The sequence below is a fragment of the Oligoflexus sp. genome, from assembly GCF_035638955.1.
GTDB lineage: Bacteria > Bdellovibrionota_B > Oligoflexia > Oligoflexales > Oligoflexaceae > Oligoflexus.
Window position 1 is genome coordinate 82,219 of sequence record NZ_DASQYZ010000048.1, and the last position, 22,316, is coordinate 104,534.

The window sequence follows — 22,316 nt, forward strand, 5'->3', positions numbered from 1 at the left end:
GTTCTGTGTTCCCATGAAATTGACGGACACAACCATAAAAATAGTCACGGTTCATCCAAGTGGAACTGTGCGTACCCTCATCAACACTGAGCTTCGTAATCGAGGTTATTCCGATGTTGTCGGGGCTGCCGACCTGCAAACTGTGATCGGCATCCTGGAAACGGGACTGATTCACTGGCTCATCACGCCGATCATGATGGATGATAAGGTCAATATCCTGCAGATCCTCAAGCTGATCACTGAAGATCCTACGATGATGGATATGCGGATCAGCTTCATGGTGGATGAAAGCAGCCATGCGCCCCTGATCAGTAAAGCCTTTGATTTGGGGCTCCTCTCCCTGCATCGGCGGATGTCGACCAAGGCGGATATCGAAGAGGAATTCAGAACGCTCTTCAGTCGTGATGTGGCCTGTGGTGGCGAGCTGAGTCTGGTGTCTGCCGAGTACCTGCGGCAGTTTTTAAAGGACGACAAGCGCCACGTCGAGCTTCTGCGCTTTGAGAAATCCCTCTTCCATTACCATGTCGGTAACCTCAAACTCCTCCTCTGTCTCGCAGAAGCTCACCTGCATAACAATCAATTCGAACAGGCCCGGAATCTCTTCAGCCAGGCTCTCCTGGTGGATCCGACCATGCAACCGGATATCGATGCCCTGCTGCAAAAGTTTCCTGATGCGCAAGGTCAGGCCGATGCCCAGGCGGCTGTGAAAGCGCCCGAGGTTCTAGGGATCAAAAGCTGTCTCGTCGTGGAACCGGATCAGGACACTCTGAACACCATCGTGGGCCTCCTGAAACAGCTCGGTGTGCAAACCGTTTACCCCTATCAGGACTCGACTCAGGCCATCCAGTGGCTCGATCAGAAGATCATTCCTGAACTGGTGATTTTCGAATGGCGCCTCCCCGGAATGCCTGGACCGATCCTGGTGCAGAACCTTCGCAGTATCCTGGGTTACGGAACTCCCTTGACCGTTATGAACAAGGATCTGACCGAACGTGATATGCCCGTGCTTCATGAAATGGGTGTGACCGATCGCATCCGGAAGCCGATTGATCCGCACCATTTCTTTCAGGATGTGATCTGGGTCATCAATCAGGATCGCTCGCCGAGCGAGCCGGTTATTCTGCTGCAGAAGATTCGGCAGGCCATGCAGGATCAGAACTTTGAAAAGCTGGCTGCCTTCACCAAACGCTATATGGACAGTGATAAGGCTACGGAGGCGGAAAAAAATCTGCTGCAGGCGGAGTTGGCCTACTATCGTGGGCATTATCCCGCAGCCCGTAACATGGCGCTGCATGTGCTCAAGAGCGGGCTGGCCAGTGTCGAGGTCCTGAACCTTCTGGGTAAAACCATGATGAAGATGCGGGATTTTGAAAGCGCCCTATGCTGTCTGGAAAATGCCGAGGTGATTTGCCCATCCAACGTCAAACGCCTTTGCCACATCGCCGAAGCTCATCTGGAGATGGGGGACCGGCAGGACTTTGAAGCGCACGTGGACGAAGCGAAGGACATTGCCCCGCAGAGCCAGGATATTACCGAAGTCGAGATTAAGGGAGCCCTGGTTTACGGCGACAGCGAGAAGGCAGGGGAGCTGATGAAGTCACTGGAATCCCTCCTCAGCATTGTGTCCTTTACGAACAATCGGGCGATTTCCCTGATCCGCACCGATCGTTTTGATCAGGGTCTTCAGCTTTATAAGGAAGCCGCACAGGCTGTTCCCGAGAATCGAGCCGAAGTGCTGGCCATTCTGCACTATAATCAGGGGCTGGCGCTGGCCCGTGTGAATCGCCTGGAGGAGGCGAGGGAGCAGATGGAAGCCGCGGCGGCCTTAAAGAGCGAAAAGATTCGGAGCAAGGTGTCGAGCCTCAAGGGCCGTATTCAAAAAGCCATCGAATCCAAGCAACAGCTGGAATTGACGGTCAGCCGTGAAACAACACCGGAAGCGGTGAGTTCAGATCCGCAGAAGGATTACGAAGAGCTGATGATGGCGCTGAAGATCAATCCTGGTGACCTGTGCTGCCACAAAATCTATCATGAGCCTATAATTTCACCAGAATTGAAAGAAAAGCTGGAGAAACCGCTCCGCTTCAAAAAGCGATCCTCGATCCAGCGCAACACCCCTGGCAAGGCGTCTTGAATCAAAAAAGCCCCGACTCAAATGAGTCGAGGCTGATGCTGTCTTATCGGAAAACGGATCACTTCTTGAGCGCGCTGATCACGAAGGACTTCACATAAGCGCTATTGATATCCACATACTTGGAGGTGGCTTCATAGCCGCCGCGACCGTCGCTGCGAAGACCGCCGCCCGAGGTGATGCCAGCCAATTGACCGTTCACAAACAGAGGGCCGCCCGAATCACCGGAACCACTCGAAACCAAAGTTCCAGCCTTGGTCACGCCGTCCGCTTCAGGCAGGCCATCGAAGTTGATAAAACCGCCTGAAACCGACCCGACTGTATTGGTGCCGGAACGCTTGACGCCAGCACCTGAACCCGTGAGCTCGCCATAGCGATCGAATTCGTTGACGTTGTTGCCGTAACCTACAATGGTTAACGGCTGGCCCGACGAAGGGGTACGGGTGGCAACCGCACTTACGGCTGGAGCTGAGCCTTCTGGGAAGTCGATCACGCTCACATCGTAGGCGCTCACACCCAAACGAATATCATAGTTGGGATGACGTTGGATGCTCACCGCTTTGGCGGTTGCTTCCAGCTCACCGTCTTCGTTTGTCGTCACAACATAGTGTTGAGGATTGGTGTCGGACAAGCCTTCCACGCAGTGGGCGGCGCTGACAATCTGGGAGTCATTGACGAATGTGCCTGTACAAATTCCCTGACCCAAATTCGACTGACTGACAAGCAGTACAACCGATGGATAAGTGCTTTCGGCAATCTCGCGACCGTTGGTGACTTTTGTTTCACTCGTCTGATGGGCTGTTCCACAAGCCATCAAAGCCGAAGCCAACAGTCCAGTGCCGAGGATTTTGTACGTTACACTTTTCATCATGGTCATCTCCTTCGCTGTTCTCTTTTCGGAACGTATTCGATCTCTGACTGACTGGCCAGAACAGATTTTGGAATTTCCCCAAATAACTTCCGTTAAAATCACCAAATCCTTGAGCTGTAAAACGTTTCAGTGTGTTTAGAAAAATTTAACTTACCCTCTGAAACCCTTGTCATAGCTCATCTTCATAGTCTCTTTCGAATATATTTGAGGAAAGATCATGCATTGACGTTGGGTGAGTTCGCAAAAGCGTAAGCATGAAAACAGCTATCGCTTGCAGCTATCAACCTTCAGTCTCGTAGGCGAGTCTGGTTGAGCCTATGGATGTGAGTTCACGCCTTTTCTTCGGTCTGTTATAACCTGCCTAACTTCAGTGCAACGCAATCGAAGCCTGCTCCGCGAGTCCATGCAAGGACTCTGGTGTCAGCTTCAGGGGGAATTCATGAACAATCTTTTAGGATGGGTCACAACTGTAGGCCTGGCGACAATCGGATTTTCAGGATCGGCGTTTGGAAAAACCTGTCAGTGGACATTTACTTTGAAAAATGCCGCCGCATCATCGGTTTGGATGACGGGTTCTTTCACAGATTGGGCCGGAAATCCCAACCTCGGCGCGGTCCCCTTCACCCGAACCGGTGATATCTGGTCGGCGAAGGTCACCCTTCCTGAAGGCAAAACTCTTTATAAATTTGTGGTCGATGGCCGCAACTGGACAGCCGATCCGAGTGCTCTTGTGAATGAAGCGGACGGGTTGGGAGGGTTGAATAGCACCTACCAATGCGGTGAAACACTCAGCGTGACCCAGCCTCTGCCGCAGTGCGGGAATCCCGAAGCTTTCGATTGGCGGGATACTGTGATGTATTTTGCGCTGGTGGATCGCTTCCATGATAGTGATGGCCTGGCGAGTCCGGTTCCCGGTGCAAGCGGCGGCAATGCGGATTTCGGAGCTTCCGCCCAGTACGTGGGGGGGGACTTCAAAGGCTTGACCCAGAAAATGAGCTACCTGACTGATATGGGTGTGACTGCACTCTGGCTGTCCGCTCCCTATGATGCTCGCAATGAGGCCGGCCCCTCGGTAACGCCGAACCGGGATCCGAACCTTTACTCCGGATATCATGGCTACTGGCCGTCCCCGGAGAGTATCGATTATAGCAATCCTCTGCAGCCCAATCCCCGGCCGAAGGTTGAGTCGCGATTTGGTACCGAGCAGGAGCTCAAGACCCTGATCGATACCGCCCATAGCGCGGACAGTGCCAATGGCCATGGGGTGAAGGTTCTGTTCGATTACGTGATGAAACATGTCGACAGCAACAGCGGCCTGTATAAAGCCCATAAGGACTGGTTCGTCACTCAGAACGGGCGCCTGCGTATCTGCGGTCCGGAAAACCTCTGGGAGGATTTCTACTGGGGCACACGCTGCTCGTTCACGGATTATCTGCCTGGTTTTGACTTCTATAATCCTGAAGTAAGGCGCTGGTCGGTGAATGACGCCGTCTGGTGGGCGAAGGAATTTAATGTCGATGGGCTGCGATTGGATGCTGTGAAGCATATTCCAACCGAGTGGCTCACCGAGCTTCGGCAGGAATTGAAGGAGACCTTCCCCAATCCCGCGGGCGATCGCTTCTATCTCGTGGGCGAGGTCTTTGATTATTTCAGCAAGGATAACCTGAAACGGTATGTGGACGCGCAGACCATGCTCGATGGGCAGTTCGACTTTCCCTTCAAGAAAACGGCCTGTGAAGCCATCTTCCGTCCTGATGGTGATATCGGCTATCTCGACTATTGGCTTTCGGGCAATGATCGCTACTACGATCGCGGCCTCTACAACCGCTCCTTGATGGTCAACTGGATTGGCAATCATGATATTCCGCGGGCCATTCACTTTGCCAGCCGGCAGATTGATAGCTGTGTCCTGGGCAGCATTCCCGAGAATGGATGGAACAGCAATCAGTTTCAACAGCCTCAGGACGCGGCGCCCTATGAACGCCTTGGGATTGCCTTTGCCACGATGCTCACCAATCCCGGCATTCCCTTGATCTATTACGGTGATGAGATCGGTCTGGCTGGTGGCGGTGACCCTGACAACCGCCGCATGATGCCTTGGGATGATCGGCAGTTGAATGTTCACCAGCTAGCGTTGCGCGATAAGGTTCGCAAACTGGCCAAAATCCGGGCCCAATACAAGGTCCTGGGTCGCGGCCAACGCCGGATGCATTATGTAGATCGGGACGCCTGGGTCTACTCCATGGGTGGATGTGAGAGCCTTGATAAGGTGACCATTGCCATCAATAAGTCGGATAACTGGAAGAATGTGGCCCTGCCTGCTGGTACGTACGAAGACCTGATGCAGGGTGGGACCGTGACCGACAAGACAGTAAGTCTGGCGCCGCGCAGTTTCCGCGTTTTGAAATCAAATTAAGCCGAGCGTCGGTGGTCATCACGGGTCACCTGCCCGTCGATGACTCACCCGATAAACGATCAGCCCGATGGCAAAGAGAATGATCCCGCCCAGGACGGATACACCCGGTAAACTGAAGGCCAGAGTCACACAGGCTAGAAAGCCCGTGGCGGACATCCATCGCGGCCAGAGTCTTTGATCCTTGTTCAGGGTCCAGGCTGCGATATTGGCAATCGCGTAATAGGTGAGGATGGCGAATGAGCTAAACCCTATGGCCGAGCGCAGATCTGCAACACTGACAACAGCCGCTACGATAAGACCAACAGTCAGTTCCGCCCGATAGGGCACGCAATGAACAGGATGAACCGCACTCAGAAAATGAGGAAGGTCCCGGTTGGAAGCCATCGCAAAGAGCGTGCGGCTGATACCGGCCATGAGGGACAGCAGAACGCCCAGGGAAGCCAGGCAGGCTCCGATGCGAACGACAGGTGCCCAGGACTTGAATGTCCCTGATTCCACGACCAGGGTCAAAGGCGCCTTGGCATGCGCCAGCGCTTCGATATCAACACTTAAAACAGTGGCCGTGATGATGATGAAATAAACGATCAATGTCAGGCCCAAGGCGATAAGAATCGACCTGGGAATGGTGGTCTTCGGTTCGATGACTTCTTCACCCAGTGTGGCGACCCGTGCATAGCCTGCAAAGGCAAAGAACATAAGCCCGGCTGCCTGCAGAATTCCCAAGAGGCCACCTCTCTCGGTCCAACCCGTCAAACGTTCGATCTGCATGCCGCCCCCTGCGAACGCTGCAAAGGCCACCACAGCAAGCGAACTGAGGACAAGGGCCACCAGTATTTTGGTGACGAACACGGTTTTCTTCACGCCCAGATAATTGATAAAAGTTAAGACGAGCACGGCACTGATAGCCAAAGGACGGGCATGTTCAGGCGAGGCATAATAGGCAAAAGTCAAAGCCATGGCCGTGCAGCTGGCCAATTTACCGACAACAAAACCCCAGCCGGCCAGAAACCCCCAAACCGCACCTAGACGTTGGCGTCCATAGATATAGGTTCCCCCGGATTCGGGGTAAAGAGCCGCCAGCTGCGCCATGGTCGTGGCATTCAGATACGCGATACCTCCCGCAATCAAAACACCGAGAAGGAGGCCCGTTCCCGCAGCCGCGGCGGCAGGACCGGCAGCGGCGAAGATCCCAGCTCCGATCATGGACCCCAGGCCGATCATCACCGCATCCTTGGTATCGAGACGCCGAGCCAGCCGGGAAGTATCCATGATGTCCTCTGGAAAGGGATCAGAACGAGTATTCGGCACTAGCCAGGACATTACGGGCAGCCGTGTTATAACCCGCCACTTCCTGGTACCAACTATTCATAAGGTTATTCACTTTCAAAGACAAGCGGGTGGGACCTTGTCTCCAACCCACAGCGGTGTCCACGACCCGGAAGCCTTTCGTTCCCTCCACGTAAGGACGGGCCCGACTGCGGGTTTGACCACGAACAGCGGTCATCCAACTGAAGGCTTCGTGGGTCCAGGTCACATCCCCGCTCCAGCTATCATCCGGGCGCGAGGGGAGGGGTTGATTGGTTTCCTTATCCAAAGTGGTCAAGTGGGTGTATTGCGCCTGTGTGGTCCAGGCATCATTCACTTCCCACAGAACCTTGCTTTCCAGACCTTTGATAAGTCCCTTATTGATGTTGTAATAACGAGACGCCGCACTATCGAATTCGATCAAGTTTTCCGTCTGATTTTGAAAGCCTGTGATCGAAGCCGTGACCGCTTCGCCCAGCTCCTGCTCAATCCCCAACTCAGCCGTGATCACGGTTTCAGGTTGCAGGTTGGCATTGCCATAGATAGGAGCACGGAGTTGGTAGAGAGAAGGTGTTTTGAAACCGCGGCCGTAATTCACCCGCAGCGTGGTGGATTCCGGAATGGCAATGAAATTGAACGCCGCCTGCCCTACCGTTTTCCCGCCAAAGGTGCTGTTATCCAGGGTCCGGACTCCCAATTGCCCGTAAAGCCGCTCCCAGAGGCCCCATTGGTACTGCAGCGCATAGGAAGATTCCGTGACCTGCTCCTCGGGGAGATAATCGTTCACATCAAAGCCCTGATAGCTCGCCCGCGTGCGAATTTCAGCGCTATCCCGTAGCCATTGAGCGGACACCACCACGGTATGATCCGGGGCCAGCGGGACGGTTTGGCTAAGATCCAGGTTGCGGCGTTCCCCTTGAAAACGCGAGCGTTCCCAGGTCTGATTTCGGTCAGGATTAAAGATATCCACGTCATCCATAAAGCGGCGATCACTCTGAGTCAGTCCCGCGGCCAGACGGGTGTCCGTGTTGGGGGCCCAACGCATTTTCTGAGTCAACTGAGACACCAGATCATGACGCTTCACCTGAAAGTTAGGATCATCGTTATTGGCTCCAGCATCGATGTCCGCGACCGACTGGGATCCCTTCACAAAAAGGTCCGCACTGTACGCCTCACCCGATCCATACTGAAGGCGCAGGCTGCCGTCCTTACGTTCGAAGGCATCCTGTTCTCCGTCATCTCGCGAGCCGGTATGGGAATATCCCGCTGTCCGTGTGCCTGATACAGCGGTTGCATAACCGATAGCACCCTGGCGACCGGCAACGCGGGCATGAGCGCCATAAGTCTCATAGCTGCCGAGTTCCAAACCAACGCTGCCGCCAATCCCTTGCTGGGGCCGCCTGGTGATGATGTGGATGACCCCACTTAAACCGGAGGCTCCATAGGCCACGCTATGAGGACCTTTGACGATTTCAATCCGCTCGACGTCATAGAGAGGCATATCACCGATATCAAAATTTTTCTCGATGGTCGAAGCATCCGCCAGCTCCACGCCATCGACCATCACCATGGTATGACCGCCCTTGTCACCACGGATCAGAATCTCAGTATTGGATCCAGCACCACCGCTGCGGCGCATGGAAATGCCTGGCAATCCGCGCAAAATTTCACTGACTGTCTGCGCGCCGCGTGTTTCAAAATCCTCGCGTTGCAGAACGATGACGGAGGCTCCGATTTCGCGTCCCGGTAAGGGATTGCGGGTGGCTGTGACAATAATATGTTCATCTTTTGGGGTCTCAGCGCCTGCCTCAGTTTGAGCACGGGCCGGGCTGGAGATGGCGACCAGAAGGGAAAGTGCGATGTCCTTGCGCATGGGCTTGTCCTCGTTTCTATTGAGGACACCCTTTTAGTCCAGCAAGGCTGGAAAAACCAGTCTCAGTTAGGTTCCAAGCCTTCTGGCGTGGCACCGCTGGTTTTCTGGTGGAATTGCAACCAGGCGTTGAGGAAACCGAGGAAATCCTGGCTGACTTCGGTCGTCGGTTTGTCCTTATAGTCTTCCGTATGGTTGGCCAGCTGCTTGAGCAGGCGCTTATGGAGAGTTTGACGGGATTTGAAATCCACCGAACGCATGCTGCTGAGGAAACGTTCTTCCTGCTCAAAAAGCCTTTCAGCATAAGTATTCAGTTCATTCAGCGTGATCAGAATCGCTGACCGTGTCGCGGGCTCTTGGGCCTGCTCCTGCAGCTTTTCCACCAGTTGATGGAGCCTGTTTGCATCGGTAAAGGACATGGCTCTGTCTCCTTTGCTTGACAGGTACCTTGTCGGTAGGGCGCGAAACGGCTTGAGTTCAAGGGTTTTCGGTTTTTAGCGGGGCCTGGCGGGTGGGCGGACTTGCGCTTTTACCAATCGATCTTATGTTCCGCTGGTGACTATTAAATTCGACTTTCAGCCGTCTGCCGGGTCACGGCCAAAAACGGGACCACGGGTTGGCAGGATCGAGCTTATTGAAAAAATATGTTCGAGCAGCCAAACGGCTTCGGATTTTGTATGATATTCGCGGAGGGGACATCTATGCGGGAAATGTTTCATAAAATCCTCGCGATCGCGAGTTTGATTGGGTGTGGCGAGAAAGTCGACCCCTCCCGGCTTGCTGACTTTGATATAAATCCGGCCAATTTGCCCGTGAGATCCGATTGTTTGGGGCTCGATGCCACCAGGAATCGAAATGTTTCTGTGGATTGGGATGATCATACTCCCCTGCGGGTCTGTCTGGTGCAGCAAACGGACGGAGCTTTGGGCTTTGATATCCGCCTGCGGACGGATACGCCCGGTCTGAGACGTCAGGCTATGAATGTGGAAGTGCAAGGCTCCAGTGGGCGCAAGTCCTCTGGTGTCTATCCTTTGGTGTGGAATCCCTTCAACGGCATTTATGAACTGCAGCTGAGTCAGGGCTGTCTGGTGGGTGCTCCCGGCGGTTGCTCGGTGACCGCACCCGACGATATGCGCCAGCTCTTTACCGCCTTGCCTCCAGCCGAAGGCAATTGGCATCCCGATGTGACGATGAGCCTGAGCCTCGTTCAGCCTGATGGGAAAGCGGCGCCGGATAATGCCCGTTTCATTTTCCAGTGGAGCTCGGGCGCGGTGGACGCCAACAAAAGCGTGAATTGACGTTGAAATGACGTCAACTAGGATTCACATCGAATCGCGTTCCGCCTTACCATTTTCACGGCGCGAGTTGTGTTCCAGCCTACGGTTCCTTGTGTCCTTAAAAAATACGGTTTTTAGAACCCAGGCGAAAGTCATAACGGCAGTTAAAAACAGTCCATCCTGCCAGGCAAATCGTTCGACGTGAGGATGACCATGATAAATCAGCGAGGGATGCGCCTGTGCTTCCTGCATACGAAGTCCTTTACCATAAGATATTTTTTAACGTTGCCTGACCTGCACAGTCTTCTCGTTGCTCCAACTTGATACCTCCTTAAGTGTCGAGTTCGGACAACCAGCGCAGTGAAGGCAGACTGGGAATAAAAAGGTACTCGCCCCCGCGGTTGATCACGAACGGGGGGATATCGGTTAGCTTGCGGCGTATGGGCCGTTTGGGGATTGTGAACTGGTCGCTGCCTACATTTGGGCCAGTCAAGGGGTCCTTTTCGCCGGGAGCGCCGAAGAACGTGCCCTTGTTTATCCATTCGGTCTTCACAAACTCGAACTGGCGTTCAAGGTTGGCCATGGCCGCGACAAAGATAATCCCACGATCAGCACCGTCGTCTTCCAGGACTCCTTCGGGAAGCATGGGTCCATAAGCTGTGCTTCGACGGATCATGCGGTGCAGGCGAGCCTGGCCGGTTATAGCCGCATCGCGTGGCCCCATCCGTCTAATGTGTGAGCCAAGTGGGCATTTGAGTCCCCGCGGATCATCCGTTTCGTAGAGGAAGTTGTTGTTGCGCTTCGGGTCTGCCCCAAGCTCAGGATCATCTTTTTCCGTCGCAAGAGCGAGCGGTGCCCCGCTTCGCCAACGGCCGACGACCTTGGCAGCCATCAGTTCTTCCTCGGCCGGACTGGAGGACCTGCTGCGAAGGTACTTACGAAATGCTGCCACGCGCGTGTGGAGCTTGCTAATCACTATGTACGTTCCGTTACGACCCAGGACTTCGGGTTGTGGCAATTGCGGAAATTCGTTCATCTCATTTCGGTAGCCCAGGATGAACTCGCCGACCTTGAATGGCGCCTCCTGGGGGTTCGTATTTGGAATGCCAGCGCCCTCGATGGCGGGATGACTGATGCCGTCATGGAAACCGAAGGGCTCGCGTTCACCCGGCAGCATATAGGCATCCTGGCGCCAGATAGGTTGGACGCCAGTCAGGTCTTTATACGCTGCGCGGGCGCATTGAAGAAGCACCTCGAGCCTTTCCATTTCGGGAGAGATCACGGAGAGTGCGACGTGGACGTCCGGTGACCCGAGCGGGGATTCCCAATTCTCGGGTCCACTCTCGCCGACGTCACCCAACTGCTCCGCCCGAGCTGCCATACCCTCCCGGAAAGCCTGCGGAAAACTTGCAAGCGAGTCTTGCGGTAAGCCCATCGCCTTGAGTCCGTGGAAAGTCAGCCCAGCGGTAACCCAAGCCTGCTTGCCAGGATCGGTCGGATGGGAGGCGGAGGCAAGTGCAGGCAGCAAGCGGCGCAGAAACTCACGGCCTTCTCGCGGCTCATCGATACGGAGAAAAATGTAAGCGGCCACATAAGGCAAAGGCCTCGGATGCAGGGCTCCATTTTGGATTTCGTCAAGATTGGGTATTTCCATAGGGTCTTTCCTGATCTTCAGTCCGCCGCTAAATCGAGTAGCGGCTTCAATGCCGGATGATGGAGTGCCTCCTCCGCATTGGGATCGTTGAGCACTTCCTCGAACGCCTTCTTTAGATCGTGCATCCTGTACTGCTCAAACACCGTATCGCTGAATGTCCTGATGAATACGGTCGCTGTTTCCCGTTGCTGGTTGAAGAGAACCTTAATATCGTTAGCGGTCGGAATATTGTCCGGCCCAAAGTCCCCGGCTTCCACGAGGTGCTGCAACCAGTTGGCATAAATAAGCCTTTGCTTGTCCGTGGGCACGGAGTCGTCGATGTATGGGTCCCATTCCGTATCGAACTCGGTGGTATGGAGGTATCGCGTGTCGTTGTCAAACAGCGTGCAGGTCATATCCTGGATGCCGGTCATCAAATGGGCCGCTTTGGAGTTTCGCTCTTCGCTTTCCTTGAACTTTCTAAGCTCCTGCTTTAACGCCTCTGCATGGCCGGGCTTGACCCTGAAGAACAACCGCAATTCGGTGACATTACCTACCTTCAGGCCCATCTTCGGATTGTACGTATCCGGGAATTTGTAGTCTTTGTTAGCTCGATCAGTTTTCTCGCTGAGTGATTCGCGAAGCTTGTTTGTCGCATCACGCAAATCCGTTGTTCCTGTGACTTTCGACATGTTTTTGTAGTCAATTTTCTCGTTTGTGTTTCTTGGTGCTTCAGTTTCCATTTTCTCTTTCCTACGTTTATTGGTCTTTATCGTTAACGATCTCCAGAAATCATGCGTTGACTGAGTGTTGGATACGAGCGAGAAGCTCGTAAGCTCGCCGGGTGGGGCGGACCTCAAAATTCTTTTGAGCGAGCCCCAGCGCCCGATGGGAATCGGCACCAACCCCGAGCCAGAATTCGGCGGCGTGGTCGGCGTAGGCCTCAGGATGTCGCGCGACCAATTCGATATAGCGTGCTGTCGCTCGGTCGAGCCACTCCCTTGCGTCCTTGGAACAAGCGGTTTGTGATAGGATGTGGGCCATCTGTGCAACATAATCGGGATCATCTGATGAGATGGTCAGCGGGCGGAGCCGGGCGATCGCCGAGTCGGTCGCGCCCAGCGCGGCTTCAACTTCGGCAAGATGCCCTTGCGCGGGAGCGTAACCCGGCAGGAGGCGAACCGCGGAGTCGAGCCACGAGCGCGCTCGCTTGAGATCACCCTGTACGATCCACATATGAGCGCGCTTGAAGTCAAGCTGCGCCAGCGGAATCGGCGAAACTCCACGGTAACAAGACCGGCTTTCGCTGAAGAAGCGCTCTGCAGTGGTGATCTCTTCGCACTCCGCGTGAAGCGTTGCCAGATCTCCCAGAGAATTGAAATCGACTCGGCGTTCGAAAGCTTCAATGTAAAGTGTCAGAGCCTGCTCATACTGTCCGATGGCCTGGAAGATCGCGGCGCGTTCAGCATCCACCTTCGCCGCGTCGGCTCCGAGTCTACGGGCTTCATCAAGATCACTCTGCGCGTCTGCAAATCGATGAAACGTAGCCCGCGTTCGCGCACGCGCGAGCAAGGCGGCGCCGTTAACTGGGGCGTATCGCGTCAGCTCGTTCGCCAGCTCTTCCGCCCACTCGTAGTCGACGATTCGAGCTAGAACTTCTCCACGCAAGAGCACCAGATCAATGAATCCGGCCTGGTCGCTTAGCGTAATCCGTCCCGTGGCGGCCACACTCTCAATACCATTGATCTGCGCCTCCAAATTCGCGAGCGCAAGAGCGCCATGCGTCGTGGGGAACTCGTCATCGACCGACTTCGTCATAAATATGGATGCGACATCAAGTTCCATCAATGGCCTCCGCCTTTGTCGTGTCGATCTTGGGGAGCTTTGGTATCGGAGGGTTTGGTTCCGGCGGAACGAGATAGGGAAAGATGCGAGTCGCTGGAACGGCCGGTTTATCGATACCGTCGCTGATCCGAGGACCATGGCCCGCGTTAATCATGATGGTCATGAACGTTTCCATACAATCATCATTGGGCGCTCGGCCGCCGCAGGTCTTATGGGAAGTGCCCTTCAGGACCGCCTGCTCAATCTCAAAGTAGCTGTCTTCAGCAAACGGCTTGGAGATATCGACGACCATGAAGTCTGCCAGCAATAGCTCGGTCAGAGGGTGGGTGCCGCGTGGGTCCAGGGGCCAGTCTATCGTCCCGTCGATGTTATCCCAGACGGCGAGATTCGCGTTCATCCTCGAGCGAAAGGCTCCCAGGTATGCAGCGCCCAACTTGAAGGCGTCCTCCTGGTTAAACAGGTCGCGAATCTCGAGATCCCGGTTGACGGGATCGGCATCCTTCGGGAAGAGGACGACATTTTTAATGTCGGCACGGCCGAAGCGCTCCAGACGGATCATGGGCCTGCCAGCAATAACGGTTTCACCCACGATCGCAAAGAGCGGCCCGTCACCCGCCGCGAACATAGTGGAGACTTCGAATTCGATAATAATGCTCAAGACGTTTTGCCGGTACATTGTATTATTGCCAGTGCTTTTGAATTCAAGCTTTCGCGCTGCAAAAGATTGAATTACCGCCGGGCCATCGAAGAAAAACGGATCCATTCGCCGTCCCACAAAGGTGCGAAAGCCTTTCCCACTGCTGCCTTCATCATCATTCACCCGGAAGGAAACGGTCTGGCCGTTCGGCGCTGTACAGGTGCCTTCCTGCATATGCTGAGTCCCCCCGGTTCCCTCTCGAGGGATTCCAAAGCGGCAGCTGAAGATGTACTCTTTTTCGCTCACGGCGAACGACGTTCCGGTTCCGGGCGACGGGACTTTCACCGGTCGGATCCGAAACCGGTAGTCAACCACATCGGAAAAGTGGGCGGTTGGGCCCGCAAGCGGAAACACGTTGAGAATAAGGACCAGAGCCCCTGACTGTTCGGGGCTGGGAAAGACGAACATATCTGTGATGTCCACCGTGGAATCGGTAAGGGCCCTGGGGCCGGAACCATGGTCAGACATTTCTCGATCCCTCCTGTGAAATCTGTCCTGCAGATGGCAGATGCATTGTTTCTATTGAATGAAAAAGCTCCTGAGCCGGTTCGCCAGTTCCTGCGGTTGCTCTTCATGGATCCAGTGACCGCAGTCAGGGATCACGCTGCCTTCGGCATGCCTTGCAATCCGTCTGAGAGACTCAACCACACCCTCGCCACGCCCACGTTTGCCGCCCCCACCAATTCCCAACGTGGGCATTGGCAGTTTGAAACCGGTAGCGAATGTCGCACGATTGTCAGCAATGTCCTGGTGTATCGCACGATAGTACTCACACATCGCTCGAAGCGCTCCTGGCTGCGAGTAGGTCCGTAGATATTCGTTGATGTCGGCGTCGCTGAAGGCGCCAGGTTTATCTGCCAGCTCATAGAGCATGAATTCCATGATGACACGCTCGCGGCCGACGATGAGCGCTTCCGGCAAGTCCAACACCTGAAGGAACAGATGATGCCAACGAGGGGTAACACCAAGGCCCTCCGGTTCGTCTCCGAGAACGCCCATGTCCAGCAAGGCCAGATGGGTCACTGCATCAGGGTGGTCTGCCGCGATCCGGAAGGCGACGGGTGCACCCCAATCGTGGCCGACCACTGCGAACCGCTCGCATTCCAGGCGATCGTGCATCAATTGCCACACATCCCGAGCAATTGTTTTCTTATCGTAGCCTACAGTGGGGCGAGAGGAATCACCTAGACCTCGCAGGTCAGGAGCGACGAGCATATAATCATCCGCCAGGAGCGGCATCAGTCGACGCCAGCCGTATGAGGTCTCCGGAACACCGTGGAGGAGCAGGACGGGCTTGCCTTTTCCTAAGGTCACATATTTCAGGCGCACGTCCTTGAGATTGGCGTAATTTTGATTGAAACTTGATTCAGTCATTATTTTCTCGGTGTTTGCGGGTGAAATCGATTCTTTCTCCACACGAATCTTTGACCATTGAGATGATGGTCTTGTCCAGTCTGCATGGCCAACCCTGAAGATAAAAGCGCAGTTGAAATTCTCCTCCGCGCTTGTGAGGCAAATGGACTTTTACCCCCAAAGAAAAAATCCTATGGGGTTGAAATTGGAAGCCATGATGGATCGCAACAGTTGCTCAAGCTTTGACTATTCAGGAAGTACCACTGACTTTTCGTAAAAGACTGTTTGTAACATTTGAAGAATCAGCAGTTCAAGGCGCCCATCCGGATCTTTCGCTGCGCCTTCGTTAGATTTTGATGGATTGCATTGGGTATGAACGCAGCAAACAACCAGGTATTGGATCTGTACAGTAAAAACTTCCCACGCACCAACAGCATTCATACATTTACCCCCGACTCAACCGCAGTTATAACCGTGTGTCCAGGAACTTAATTTTGATGTGCTTTATTCGATAAGGAGATTGGCATGAGCTTGATGCCCAAGGGCGAGACAACAAGCTCTGATGGTGGCAAGGGAAGGCTATGTGACAACTTGCAGCTATCGGCGCGCGGAATGACAGATAAGGGAGTGGCGATGCCACACCTACTCCTACCGATCTTACTTACCGAGTGCAGACCCGACGATCTGATGTCCTCGGCTCAGGGAAAATGGATTCGCACCTTCTTCCTGACATAATATCAGAATGTTACGATCGACCTGGCAGGATTTTGAACGAATCGGCACCAAACCCCGTGATGGATCGCATCGCCAAGCGTGTCAGAATTTCCAGGAAAGACGCCATCCAGCGCCCATATTGCCGTTCATGGTGGGGACGGCAGCAAAGGATGTGGAAAATCCTTTTTGTTCGATTTCAGCCCGGCCTCCCGGACATTCGCGCAAAGCGATTTCGGTGACGCCGAGTCCAAAGCCCAAAAGGCCACCCACGGCGGCTCCCGAGGACAGTGTTTGTTCCGTATTGTCGCGATCGTCCTTGTCCTGGGACAGAATATAGAGGCCGGAGAGAACAGTTCCCGTCAGAACCCCATAGAGTGTGTCCTTGAAAACCACACTGCCGGCAACAGATTCACAGCCAAAGGTAGAGGCCGATGCTTTCGGCGCGAAAGACAGGCCCAGGCCCGCAAGGAACAGGATCAAAGCGTAACGCATAATATTCCTTTATGAAAACAGAATATATCCTCAGGATTTAAGCTACCTGAGGTCATTATACTGAGACAAGACGAAACCTTGGGGCTTTTATTGCGACTAAAAAAGGTCGCGGACTTTTTCAGGTGGTCTGGCCACGACCGCGCGCCCATCCCGAACAACGATCGCGCGCTCCAGGAGTTCAGGGTGTTGGGCTAGAGCGACAAGCACGGCGGCATCGTCATCCAAATTCAGATGCAATGACGCAAAGCTTTCATCTTTGGTGCGGATGATATCGCGCGGACGCATTGTTAAGAGAGACAAGAGCGCTTTCAATTCCTCGACCGTCGGCGGGGTTTTTAAATATTCCACGATCTCTGGTTTTATACCCTGTTCCTGGATGAGGCTCAGGGTTTCCCGGCTTTTGCTGCAACGCGGATTATGAAAAATTTTCATGGGACTCCTAAATCAGAAAAAAGGCTGCTGCCAGCAGAGTATAAGGCAAAGCCGCGAGGAACAGACTGAGAGGACTAATACCATCCTCGCCAAAGGCGTCCTGCAGGAGTCCATAGCCAGCAGGGTTGGGAGCATTGGCAATGACGGTCAAACCACCGCCTCCCACCGCACCTGCAACCAGAGCATACTTTGCGCTTTCACTTAAATTTGGTACGAGCGTGCCTAAGTATGTGAGAGCTGCATTATCGGTGACGGCGGTTAAAGCCAAAGCCCCCCAGAACATTGGCATGTCGCCAAGCTGGGAAAGCACCGGCTGAAGCCACCAATCCTGCAGCTTGCCAAGGGTCACCAAACCACCGAGGAAGAATCCAACCAGCAGACTTTCTTTCAGGCGAAGCTCATCCTGATATTCCCGCGCCACGGAGCACCATCCTAAAAAGAGTAAAAAGAGCGGCACAAAAAATGACATGTAATGCGCTGTGAAAACAGTCAGGGCCATAAACCCAAGATGCACGACAACAACCCACAAAGGAACCTTGGCAATGTGTCCAGCCGCGCTCATATCCGTTCGCATCAGTTCCTTGCGAAAGTAAGCGGCCGTCGCCAGAGTCCCCAGGATCACAGCCAGAGCCGACCGCCATCCGAAGTGCTGCAGCATGAACGGAGTGTCCCACTGCCAAGGCCCAGCGACCATAAGCACAGGAGGAGCTGCAAAATGAGTCAGAGTGCCTCCTATGGAGACGTTGACAAAGAGCAGGCCGAGGGTTGCATATTTAAAGCGAAGTGAGGCTTTTTCGGTAAAGAACTGGTCCCGTAGCAGCAAGGCCGTCACCGTCATGGCCGCTGGCTCTGTGATCAGGGATCCCAGCAAAGGTCCTACAATCAAACACGACACATAAAGCGCAATAGGACGGGCCACCGGTACAAGGCGTGCAACGGCGTTGATGACCTTTTCAGCTGTATAAAGCACGGGTCTGGTGGCAGAGATGCACATAACAGTGAAAACAAACACAGCCTCCGTGTAATTAATGCTCTCCAGGTACAGAGCTGCATCCTTGGTGCCGTAGTTCATCGACCATATGGCTATGAAGATGGCGGCCCAGAAACCAAAGACAACCTCGACTTCACCCAGAAAGTGCAGCAGATTTTCCGGCATCGAGCCATCCGGATAACGATGCGCCAGCTTCAAAATCTTTCTGGTACAAAACGTGTGAATCACAGCGCAGGCAAACAATAAGGTCGCCACATACTTCATTTCCAGCATCATATCTCCCCGCTCAGTCAAGCACGCAGAATATAGAAATTTCCAAGTCCCGTCCAGGCTTCCAGCTCTGGCCTTGGCGATCCAGCGCTTTCCCGAACTGCGCTAAAAGGAATGTTAGACCGTGAGTTGAGATTTACTCATCCCATATCCTTGGGGATTTTCGTAATGCCGCTTGTCAAGATTGTAGGATTTTCTTAACGTCAGTCCCAGAATTTGCAAAAAACCCAACCCCTTAAGTGAAAGAGTCTAACCATGACGTTAGCCACTCGTGCGTTCGCGTGCCTTTTTTTAGGTCTCACGCCAGCCTGGGCTATGGCCTCGGCGCCATCTGGTCTGCGTTTGAATCAGATTCAAGTCAAAGGCACTCATAACAGCTATCATCAGCAGTCCTTGATTGCCTGGCATGCTAGCCACAAGTACACGCATCTGCCTTTGGCTGAACAATTGGAGCAGCGCGGCATGCGTGCCTTTGAGCTGGACGTGCATCGTCCTCTCTTCGGGCAGGACCTGGAGGTTTATCACATCACGACCGTCGATTCCAAAACGACCTGCAAGCGCTTCAAGGATTGTCTCGGCACACTGAAAAACTGGTCGGACCAGCATCCCAACCATGTGACGATCTTCATCTGGATCGAAGTCAAGGACGCCACGGGCGGCCTCAAATTCGATAATTTCGACCGCGTGGATACTGAGATTCGCGAAGTCCTGGGGGATCGCTTGTTGACCCCGGATGATCTCCAGGGCGCGTATCCCACGCTTCAGGAAGCGGTCCAAAGCGAAGGCTGGCCTCGGGTTGATGATGCGCGAGGCAAATTCGTTTTTATGCTGGATAACGATGACCGTACCCCGGGCGTCTACCTGCGCAACAATAGTCTTCAGGGGCGGGTGATGTTCCCTCGTGCCTCTGAATCCACCCTCAATAGCCCATGGGCTGTGGTCGCCAAGACCGATCCGGGGAGTTTTCATACGGCCGCTCAACAGAAGAATTTCATGCTGTCGGTAAATCTTTGCACGCCGGAAGGCAATGCGAAGGAGTGCTTTTCCCGTTTGCAAAAATCGCTGGATGCCGGCACCCAGATCCTTATGGATGATTTTGAAGGAGCCGCTTCAAAACAGAGCCTGGGCGGCTATTATGTGCAGTTGAAGGATCAATTGACCATCAACTGCAACCCGGTTACCGCCGGCAGCGCCTGCCTGCACCATGAGATTCATCAAGAATAAACCGCCTTAATCCTGATAACGGAGCCGATTCGACCAATCGGTATAAATCGGCTCTTCCGGAATCTCCACTTTAAAAATCTCCTGTCCCCCAATGTTGGATGACTGCAGGAACATATGATTCTGCCAGGAGCCATCGGTTGGGACGCGGATATGAGCATCCTTGCCTTTGACAGTATCCTTATCGACAAAATAAATGCGATCCCCATTCTGCAAACATTCGCCCTGATCATCCAGAATCTGCAGGCGCAGCAGGTTGGAACTATCCTGGTCCTTTAAATAATAGCCATAATTACCGCTGAACCCGAGGTACCAGTTCCAATAGAAACCAGGGTGAAGGCAAGACTGCAGCTGCACGAAATCGCCGGAACGGACACAAAAAGGATGTTTGGCCGGATACCAATTATCCAGACGAAACGCTGTGGATGTCCCGGGTTGATCGGCGACCACGGTAAGCCAGTCATTAGGCTTTGATGTCGAGGCTGTTACATACCGCCCACTCGTTTCATGGCGCAAATGAACGGTATCATACGGTCTGTTTTCCGGCCGCAGGCTATGCGTGGGCGTGCTGGGATCGGCATGCGCGAACGCCTTCACGGGATAATGATCCGAGTATTCCTGATAATAATAATTGCCTTCAGCCCACCTTGGCGATGGTGCATCCAAGGTCTGATTATGCCAGAAGCTCGGCCGAGCATGGCGTGCGGAGACAAAGATGTAATCCAGATATTCAGAATGATTCCAATCCGGGTATTGTCCGTAAGCGAGGGCGTTGCCAATCGGATCCCAGCTCGTATGATGACCGGCATAGCTATCCGGTTCCAGCACCCCCAGCCGCTGCAAGACGTCCTGGTATTCGCCCGTGTCCTTGATCACGTTCAAATCCCCGCCGATGAAGACGACCTCCTCGGGTGGAATGGACTGTTGATCCAAAAACCGGCGAATCTCGTCGAACTGCTTGGCACGTATGGCCCCTGCGGTGACGGTGAGACAGTCCTCGGCTTCACTTTGCGCGTGTGTACCGATCACATGGTAGGGCTGACCCTGCCGATCGACTTTCACGTAGACAAAGCCCTTCTTGGAGAAGCCGTCCGTTCCGCAGCTGTCAGCATAGATATATTGAATTTTTTTAACGATCGGCCATCGGGAAAGAATGGCAACCCCGCCGTTACCCGGCTTCAGCGGATGTGAACTGCCGAGCGTCGCGTCCCAGGAACCACGCCCGGAGCTTAGGATAGGCGTCTGATAAGGATACTCGGGCTGCAGGCCCCTCAGCAGGGTTGCGGACGAAGGATCATCAAACAGCTCATTGAGAATGACAAGGTCCTGCCCCTTCATAAAATCGGCCTGAGCAATCAGCTCAGCACGGCTTTGCTGACCCCAGTGGCTGATAATGCGAGGCAGGAAAAAGACATTGAAGGTGATCAGGCGAAAGTTGTCTTCATAGCGTGGATTTTGCGGCGCGGCTTGGAGAGACGACAGAAACAGGGTACACGCCAGCCCCCATACGCCCAGGTGCGATAATTTGCTCATGTTTGCCATTCCTTGATGAATTGAATTTCATCGATAAGCTATGACAAACATCCGAATTTTGCCAAATGATAAAAACACCAGGGTCCCTCGGACCCTCACGTATCGCGGTGTTTGAGAGCCTTGATTTTGGTCCTATCACCGACAATCCAAAGTCTGTCATCAGCCTGAAGTTCCAGTAACGAATCTGGATTCAGAATTCGCTGACCGCCACGTTCAATGCCGACAATCAGGCCATGAACGATTTCACGCAGGCCGCAATCACGGATGGACTGACTGATAAACTGCGAGTTTTTGCCAAGGATCAGCGAATCCAGACCAAAGGTGTTTTCACCGGCGATTTCCTGGATAGGCTCTTCAACTTCAATCAGTGCCCGGGCCAGGGCCAGCTGGTCGTCATTCCCAATCATCGAGACGCGATCATAGGGCAAAAGAGTGGCGGAGCGATCAGGCGCCAGAATCTTGCGGCCTCCCCGATCAATCATGGCGATCGTGGCGCCGGTTTTTTCCCGGAGCGCGGATTCATCCAGGCGATGAGCTACCAAAGGGGAATGAGGTGAAACCACGAACTCAGCCAGCACCGCGTCCCAAGGCGCCAGCACGGGCTTGTCCTGGGTCGGGGGGACGGTTTTGCCATTGGCATTGAGGTTGGCTAGAAACCGCTTCTCCACCGACTTATAGAGAGGCTCGGAATAGCGTCCATACAGGATGATTCCAGTTCCTAAAGCAGCCAGGGCTATACCAAAGAGCGTTTTTACGCTCACAAATTGACCAATCACAAAGTCAATCATGATGAGACCAAAGATCACCCGCATCACCACAATTCCAAAATTCAGACGCCGCAGGCGCTCCAAATCCTCGGGGCGACGGTCGTCCAGTTTCAGCGGGACCCCAAGCAGGATCGCCCGGAGAAAAGGCGCACAGAGTCCCAGGGCCACGATGCAGGCTGTAATTCTGACCCAGAGTTCATTACCAAAGACTTCGACCGCCTTCGGCAGAGCCGCTTGGCTCATCACCAACGCAATGGCAACGACGACCACCGAATTCAGGAGGATGCGGGGCCCGTATTCCTTCAAAAGGAAGCCCAAGCCCAGGCTATTGGATTCTGTGGACATGACAGCTTCATACCGGGCTAAGCGTTCGCGAAGGCCGGCCGGAATATGGCGTTCAATCCAGGTCACAATAGGACCTGAGTATTTGATCATGTAGGGCGTGGTGAATGTTGTCACCGCCGAGACTGCGATCACAATCGGATAAAGAAAGTCACT

The 22,316-nt window shown here is 54.0% G+C and carries 20 protein-coding genes; 4 read left to right on the forward strand and 16 right to left on the reverse strand.

The features are described 5' to 3' along the window. Positions 1-13: 13 nt before the first annotated feature. Positions 14-2,134, forward strand: a complete 2,121-nt coding sequence (locus VE954_RS04755; protein WP_324950202.1) for a response regulator — start codon at positions 14-16, stop codon at positions 2,132-2,134. A gap of 58 nt (positions 2,135-2,192) precedes the next feature. Here the strand turns inward: VE954_RS04755 and VE954_RS04760 are convergent, their stop codons facing one another. After that, complete coding sequence (locus VE954_RS04760; protein WP_324950204.1) at positions 2,193-3,002, reverse strand: trypsin-like serine protease; 810 nt, start codon at positions 3,000-3,002, stop codon at positions 2,193-2,195. 439 nt (positions 3,003-3,441) lie between these two features. Here VE954_RS04760 and VE954_RS04765 point away from each other — a divergent pair, with 439 nt between their 5' ends. Further along, complete coding sequence (locus VE954_RS04765; protein WP_324950206.1) at positions 3,442-5,418, forward strand: alpha-amylase family glycosyl hydrolase; 1,977 nt, start codon at positions 3,442-3,444, stop codon at positions 5,416-5,418. Positions 5,419-5,436: 18 nt separating this feature from the next. On the opposite strand, the gene VE954_RS04770 is transcribed toward VE954_RS04765, so the two are convergent. The 3 genes from VE954_RS04770 to VE954_RS04780 form a co-directional block, all read right to left on the reverse strand. Then, positions 5,437-6,687, reverse strand: coding sequence for an APC family permease (locus VE954_RS04770; RefSeq protein WP_324950208.1), 1,251 nt, complete (start codon positions 6,685-6,687; stop codon positions 5,437-5,439). Positions 6,688-6,706: 19 nt separating this feature from the next. Beyond that, on the reverse strand, positions 6,707-8,596 hold the full coding sequence (locus VE954_RS04775; RefSeq protein ID WP_324950210.1) for a TonB-dependent receptor plug domain-containing protein: 1,890 nt from the start codon (positions 8,594-8,596) through the stop codon (positions 6,707-6,709). 62 nt (positions 8,597-8,658) lie between these two features. Next, positions 8,659-9,012, reverse strand: coding sequence for a hemerythrin family protein (locus tag VE954_RS04780; protein WP_324950212.1), 354 nt, complete (start codon positions 9,010-9,012; stop codon positions 8,659-8,661). A 282-nt stretch (positions 9,013-9,294) separates the two neighbouring features. On the opposite strand from VE954_RS04780, the gene VE954_RS04785 reads away from it, so the two are divergent. After that, positions 9,295-9,891, forward strand: a complete 597-nt coding sequence (locus VE954_RS04785) for a hypothetical protein (protein WP_324950214.1) — start codon at positions 9,295-9,297, stop codon at positions 9,889-9,891. Between the two features lie 24 nt (positions 9,892-9,915). Here the strand turns inward: VE954_RS04785 and VE954_RS04790 are convergent, their stop codons facing one another. From VE954_RS04790 to VE954_RS04835, 10 genes are all read right to left on the reverse strand, one after another. Next, the gene (locus VE954_RS04790; protein ID WP_324950216.1) at positions 9,916-10,122 is read right to left on the reverse strand and encodes a hypothetical protein; all 207 of its coding nucleotides are present in this window, start codon (positions 10,120-10,122) and stop codon (positions 9,916-9,918) included. A gap of 79 nt (positions 10,123-10,201) precedes the next feature. Further along, entirely contained in the window at positions 10,202-11,524 is a 1,323-nt protein-coding gene (locus VE954_RS04795) for a Dyp-type peroxidase (RefSeq protein ID WP_324950218.1), read from the reverse strand. Between the two features lie 17 nt (positions 11,525-11,541). Continuing rightward, a complete protein-coding gene (locus VE954_RS04800; RefSeq protein WP_324950220.1) occupies positions 11,542-12,246 on the reverse strand; it encodes a hypothetical protein in 705 nt (234 codons plus the stop codon). A 49-nt stretch (positions 12,247-12,295) separates the two neighbouring features. After that, positions 12,296-13,348 carry a tetratricopeptide repeat protein gene (locus tag VE954_RS04805; RefSeq protein ID WP_324950240.1) on the reverse strand — a complete coding sequence of 351 codons (1,053 nt, stop codon included), beginning with the start codon at positions 13,346-13,348 and terminating at the stop codon, positions 12,296-12,298. Next, on the reverse strand, positions 13,338-14,513 hold the full coding sequence (locus VE954_RS04810) for a DUF4331 family protein (protein WP_324950222.1): 1,176 nt from the start codon (positions 14,511-14,513) through the stop codon (positions 13,338-13,340). The genes VE954_RS04805 and VE954_RS04810 overlap by 11 nt, the downstream gene beginning before the upstream one ends. A 51-nt stretch (positions 14,514-14,564) precedes the next feature. Beyond that, positions 14,565-15,419, reverse strand: a complete 855-nt coding sequence (locus tag VE954_RS04815) for an alpha/beta hydrolase (RefSeq protein WP_324950224.1) — start codon at positions 15,417-15,419, stop codon at positions 14,565-14,567. 225 nt (positions 15,420-15,644) lie between these two features. Then, positions 15,645-15,839 carry a hypothetical protein gene (locus tag VE954_RS04820; protein ID WP_324950226.1) on the reverse strand — a complete coding sequence of 65 codons (195 nt, stop codon included), beginning with the start codon at positions 15,837-15,839 and terminating at the stop codon, positions 15,645-15,647. Positions 15,840-16,214: 375 nt separating this feature from the next. Next, positions 16,215-16,604 carry a hypothetical protein gene (locus VE954_RS04825; protein ID WP_324950228.1) on the reverse strand — a complete coding sequence of 130 codons (390 nt, stop codon included), beginning with the start codon at positions 16,602-16,604 and terminating at the stop codon, positions 16,215-16,217. A gap of 96 nt (positions 16,605-16,700) precedes the next feature. Next, positions 16,701-17,036 carry an arsenate reductase (glutaredoxin) gene (gene arsC, locus VE954_RS04830; protein WP_324950230.1) on the reverse strand — a complete coding sequence of 112 codons (336 nt, stop codon included), beginning with the start codon at positions 17,034-17,036 and terminating at the stop codon, positions 16,701-16,703. A 7-nt stretch (positions 17,037-17,043) separates the two neighbouring features. Then, a complete protein-coding gene (locus tag VE954_RS04835) occupies positions 17,044-18,303 on the reverse strand; it encodes a putative Na+/H+ antiporter (protein WP_324950232.1) in 1,260 nt (419 codons plus the stop codon). Between the two features lie 249 nt (positions 18,304-18,552). On the opposite strand from VE954_RS04835, the gene VE954_RS04840 reads away from it, so the two are divergent. Beyond that, positions 18,553-19,521 carry a phosphatidylinositol-specific phospholipase C domain-containing protein gene (locus VE954_RS04840; protein ID WP_324950234.1) on the forward strand — a complete coding sequence of 323 codons (969 nt, stop codon included), beginning with the start codon at positions 18,553-18,555 and terminating at the stop codon, positions 19,519-19,521. 6 nt (positions 19,522-19,527) lie between these two features. On the opposite strand, the gene sph is transcribed toward VE954_RS04840, so the two are convergent. After that, positions 19,528-21,051 carry a sphingomyelin phosphodiesterase gene (gene sph / locus VE954_RS04845; protein ID WP_324950236.1) on the reverse strand — a complete coding sequence of 508 codons (1,524 nt, stop codon included), beginning with the start codon at positions 21,049-21,051 and terminating at the stop codon, positions 19,528-19,530. A 95-nt stretch (positions 21,052-21,146) separates the two neighbouring features. Then, positions 21,147-22,316: cation:proton antiporter regulatory subunit (locus tag VE954_RS04850; protein ID WP_324950238.1), on the reverse strand; the 1,170-nt coding region annotated here is incomplete at its 5' end.

What these genes read in the sequence shown, in the direction of transcription:
- VE954_RS04840 (WP_324950234.1), top strand. Translation starts at nt 18,553, where the DNA reads ATGACGTTAGCCACTCGTGCGTTCGCGTGCCTTTTTTTAGGTCTCACG.
- VE954_RS04805 (WP_324950240.1), bottom strand. Translation starts at nt 13,348, where the DNA reads ATGGAACTTGATGTCGCATCCATATTTATGACGAAGTCGGTCGATGAC.
- arsC (WP_324950230.1), bottom strand. Translation starts at nt 17,036, where the DNA reads ATGAAAATTTTTCATAATCCGCGTTGCAGCAAAAGCCGGGAAACCCTG.
- sph (WP_324950236.1), bottom strand. Translation starts at nt 21,051, where the DNA reads ATGAGCAAATTATCGCACCTGGGCGTATGGGGGCTGGCGTGTACCCTG.
- VE954_RS04835 (WP_324950232.1), bottom strand. Translation starts at nt 18,303, where the DNA reads ATGATGCTGGAAATGAAGTATGTGGCGACCTTATTGTTTGCCTGCGCT.
- VE954_RS04780 (WP_324950212.1), bottom strand. Translation starts at nt 9,012, where the DNA reads ATGTCCTTTACCGATGCAAACAGGCTCCATCAACTGGTGGAAAAGCTG.
- VE954_RS04795 (WP_324950218.1), bottom strand. Translation starts at nt 11,524, where the DNA reads ATGGAAATACCCAATCTTGACGAAATCCAAAATGGAGCCCTGCATCCG.
- VE954_RS04790 (WP_324950216.1), bottom strand. Translation starts at nt 10,122, where the DNA reads ATGCAGGAAGCACAGGCGCATCCCTCGCTGATTTATCATGGTCATCCT.
- VE954_RS04810 (WP_324950222.1), bottom strand. Translation starts at nt 14,513, where the DNA reads ATGTCTGACCATGGTTCCGGCCCCAGGGCCCTTACCGATTCCACGGTG.
- VE954_RS04770 (WP_324950208.1), bottom strand. Translation starts at nt 6,687, where the DNA reads ATGGATACTTCCCGGCTGGCTCGGCGTCTCGATACCAAGGATGCGGTG.
- VE954_RS04760 (WP_324950204.1), bottom strand. Translation starts at nt 3,002, where the DNA reads ATGATGAAAAGTGTAACGTACAAAATCCTCGGCACTGGACTGTTGGCT.
- VE954_RS04825 (WP_324950228.1), bottom strand. Translation starts at nt 16,604, where the DNA reads ATGCGTTACGCTTTGATCCTGTTCCTTGCGGGCCTGGGCCTGTCTTTC.
- VE954_RS04800 (WP_324950220.1), bottom strand. Translation starts at nt 12,246, where the DNA reads ATGGAAACTGAAGCACCAAGAAACACAAACGAGAAAATTGACTACAAA.
- VE954_RS04785 (WP_324950214.1), top strand. Translation starts at nt 9,295, where the DNA reads ATGCGGGAAATGTTTCATAAAATCCTCGCGATCGCGAGTTTGATTGGG.
- VE954_RS04775 (WP_324950210.1), bottom strand. Translation starts at nt 8,596, where the DNA reads ATGCGCAAGGACATCGCACTTTCCCTTCTGGTCGCCATCTCCAGCCCG.
- VE954_RS04815 (WP_324950224.1), bottom strand. Translation starts at nt 15,419, where the DNA reads ATGACTGAATCAAGTTTCAATCAAAATTACGCCAATCTCAAGGACGTG.
- VE954_RS04820 (WP_324950226.1), bottom strand. Translation starts at nt 15,839, where the DNA reads ATGAATGCTGTTGGTGCGTGGGAAGTTTTTACTGTACAGATCCAATAC.
- VE954_RS04755 (WP_324950202.1), top strand. Translation starts at nt 14, where the DNA reads ATGAAATTGACGGACACAACCATAAAAATAGTCACGGTTCATCCAAGT.
- VE954_RS04765 (WP_324950206.1), top strand. Translation starts at nt 3,442, where the DNA reads ATGAACAATCTTTTAGGATGGGTCACAACTGTAGGCCTGGCGACAATC.